The organism is Priestia sp. P5_B4 (assembly GCF_056400385.1).
The window spans coordinates 1-3,614 of record NZ_JBFULJ010000375.1; the positions used below are offsets into that span (position 1 = coordinate 1).

2 protein-coding genes and 1 other annotated feature are annotated in these 3,614 nt (G+C 43.9%); both genes read left to right on the forward strand.

All coding sequences use genetic code 11. From position 1 onward, the window contains the following. The coding region (locus tag AC1DRF_RS19595) for a DUF4357 domain-containing protein (RefSeq protein ID WP_477741457.1) at positions 1-503 on the forward strand (503 nt) is incomplete at its 5' end. A gap of 89 nt (positions 504-592) precedes the next feature. Then, positions 593-835, forward strand: a binding site (T-box leader). A gap of 52 nt (positions 836-887) precedes the next feature. Then, the coding region (gene ileS / locus AC1DRF_RS19600) for an isoleucine--tRNA ligase (protein ID WP_477741458.1) at positions 888-3,614 on the forward strand (2,727 nt) is incomplete at its 3' end.

Sequence of the window (3,614 nt, forward strand, 5' to 3'; positions counted from 1 at the left end):
TAGGATTTTCAATTTTTGCGGATGCTTCAAGTGGAGGAGAATATGAAAGTGAAGCTGTACAGTCTGGTTATATACCAAAGAGTGAAGCAGAGCAACCGATAGAAAAGGTTGTTCAAGTTGAGACACACTTGTCAAAAGATATAAAATCAGTAATAGTAGAGGATGTTCTATATTGTAAACGCCGAGATGCGTATGCGACCGGGAAATATGTTAGCGATGGATTTCTTGTCTATAAAGGAGCTTTGCTTGCAAGCGAACAGCAGCTAGAAGGACCTAAACTTAAAAGGCAGCAAGACCATATTAATACTTTTCTAGAAAACGGTGTACTAGAAATAAAAGATGGTAGATACGTGCTGGTGCAAGATCAAGTTTTTTCTTCCATATCAGCTGCGGCAGTGTTTGTGACACAGCGAAGAAGCAGCGGAACTTCTGAATGGAAAGATAAGAACGGGATAACGGCGCGTAATAAACTCGAACAAATGTTAAGTGTAGAAACAAAATAACCTAGATCTAAACCTTTTGATCTCAATAAGGATTTCAAAACATTGACATTCCCTTCCAAACCGCATACAATAGCTACTAATAAAAGCACACAAATTCGTTGAAGAGAATCAGTACGCTGCAAGTTTGTTCCACAGAGAGCTGGTGATAGCTGAAAGCCGGTGTTCAAGCTGCAGGGGAATATCCTCTCTGAGAAGTCAAACTGAACTATAAGTAAGTTTGAACGGTAGTCTACCGTTAAAAAGAACGCGTATGATTGTACGTTGCTGAGTGCTATTGATGAACGGATCAATAGAAGCCAGGGTGGTACCGCGGTTAAATACCCGTCCCTAGTCATAGGGACGGGTTTCTTTGTGTGCTTTTAACTTTAAAAGGAGTGGTATCACATGAAAGAAGTGAATGTAAGAGAGTCTTCGCAAGAGCGCGAACAGCGTATCCAGCAGCAGTGGCAAAAAGGAAATGTGTTTCACCAGTCGGTTCAAAACCGAGAAGGGCATCCGTCGTTTGTATTTTATGAAGGGCCTCCCACAGCAAACGGTTTGCCTCACGTGGGGCACGCGCTAGGCCGGACGATTAAAGACGTTGTGGCCCGTTATAAAACGATGACGGGGTATCAAGTAATTCGAAAAGCAGGCTGGGATACGCACGGACTTCCGGTTGAGCTCGGTGTTGAAAAGCAGCTCGGAATATCTGGGAAGCATGACATTGAAAAATACGGCGTAGAAGCTTTTATCAATAAGTGTAAGGAAAGTGTGTTTGTGTATRAAAAGCAGTGGCGCACGTTCACGGAGCAGCTTGGCTATTGGGTTGATATGGAAGACCCTTACATCACCTTGGAGAATTCATACATTGAAAGTGTATGGAACGTGCTTGGCACGATTCATGATAAAGGACTTCTTTATAAAGGCCACCGCGTATCACCTTACTGCCCGAGCTGTCAAACATCATTAAGTTCGCATGAAGTGGCGCAAGGGTATAAAGATGTAAAAGATTTAACGGTAACGGTGAAATTTAAAGTGAAAAACCGCGATAATGAGTATTTTTTAGGCTGGACGACAACGCCTTGGACGCTTCCGTCAAACGTGGCGCTCGCGGTGCATGAAGAGATGAGTTATGTCCGCGCTGAGCAAGGCGATAGCGTGTATATAGTGGCAGAAGCACTCGCAGACAAGGTGTTAAAAGGAGAGTATACGGTTTTATCTCATCATAAAGGAAATGAGTTAAAAGGGATGTCATATGAGCCGCCGTTTGATTTTGTGAAAGTGGAAAAAGGGCATGAAGTTGTAACGGCTGATTATGTAACGGATCAAAGCGGAACAGGAGTTGTTCATTTAGCACCTGCATACGGCGAAGATGATTACAGAGTTGTAAAAGAAAACGGCTTTTCATTTGTGAACGTAGTGGATGAAAAAGGACAGTACACGTCTGAAGTGCCGCCTTTTCAAGGACGTTTCGTGAAARACTGCGACGTTGATATCGTACGTTATTTAGCAAATGAAGGCGTGCTGTATCATAAAGAAAAGCATGAGCACAGCTATCCGTTTTGCTGGCGATGCGACTCGCCGCTTCTTTATTACGCAAATGAAAGCTGGTTTATCCAAACGACGGCGTTGAAGGAACAGTTTTTGAAAAACAATGAAAGCGTGACGTGGTACCCGGATCATATCAAGCACGGTCGCTTTGGCAATTTTTTAGAAAATATGGTGGACTGGAACATCAGCAGAAAGCGCTACTGGGGAACGCCGCTGAACGTATGGGAATGCGGAGCATGCCAGCATCAAGTAGCGCCAAAAAGCATCAAAGAGCTTCAGGAACATGCGTCTCATTCCGTGGTTGACAGCATTGAACTTCATAAGCCTTATGTAGATGACGTGCAGCTAACGTGTCCGGTCTGTAGTGGAGAAATGAAGCGAACGCCGGAAGTGATTGACGTTTGGTTTGACAGTGGCTCGATGCCGTTTGCGCAGTATCACTATCCGTTCGAAAACAGCGAACTGTTTCAAAAGCAGTTCCCGGCAGACGTTATCGCAGAAGGAATTGATCAAACGCGCGGCTGGTTTTACAGCTTGATGGCAGTTTCAACGCTGTTTACTGGAAAAGCGCCTTATAAGCGCGTTTTGTCTCTTGGCCACGTGTTAGATGAAAACGGTCAAAAGATGTCTAAAAGTAAAGGAAATGCGCTAGACCCTGTTGATCTTATTCATACATTTGGTGCGGATGCGCTTAGATGGGCGCTTTTAGCAGACAGTGCACCTTGGAATCCGAAGAAGTTTTCAGAGCGGGTCGTGCAAGAAGCAAAATCAAAAGTGATTGATACGCTTGTGAACGTGTATGGCTTTTACGTTCTGTACGCCAAGCTTGACGACTATGACCCTGAGCAAACGTATGAATTGAAAAAAACAAAATTGGATGAGTGGATTCTTTCGCGTTTGCACAGCACGGTTAAGCGAGCAACAGCATATCTTGAAGATTACGGGTTTACAAGCGCTGCTCGTGAAATCGCGGCATTTATTGAAGAGCTAAGCAACTGGTATGTACGACGTTCCCGCGATCGTTTTTGGTCAGAAGGGATGGACGGAGAAAAAGCAGCAGCTTACGATACGCTTCATGAAGTGTTAGTGACGTTAAGTCAGCTGTTAGCACCGTTTACGCCGTTTGTTGCGGATGATGTTCATGAAAATCTCACAGGGAAAAGCGTTCATTTAGCAGACTATCCTGTTTGTGATCAAACGAAAGTGAACGAAAAGCTGGAAAAAGAAATGGCAGCGGTACTGCAAGTAGTTGAACTAGGCCGAAGCATCCGAAATACGCATTCGTTAAAAGTAAAGCAGCCTCTGCAAAGTCTTTCGCTTGTGGTAACGGAAGAAGATGTAGAGTGGGAAGCGTACCATGATGTCATCAAAGATGAGCTTAATGTGAAGAACTTTAACGTGGAGCAAGACGACGACAAACTTGTTTCTTATGTATTAAAACTTGATTTTAAACAGGCGGGACCGAAGTTTGGAAAACAAGTAAATGAGGTCAACCAAGCATTAAAGAACCTTTCAGAAGAGCAAGGAAAAGAGTTTGTGGAACAAGGCAAGTTAAGTGTGACGCTTGCTTCAGGAGAAAAC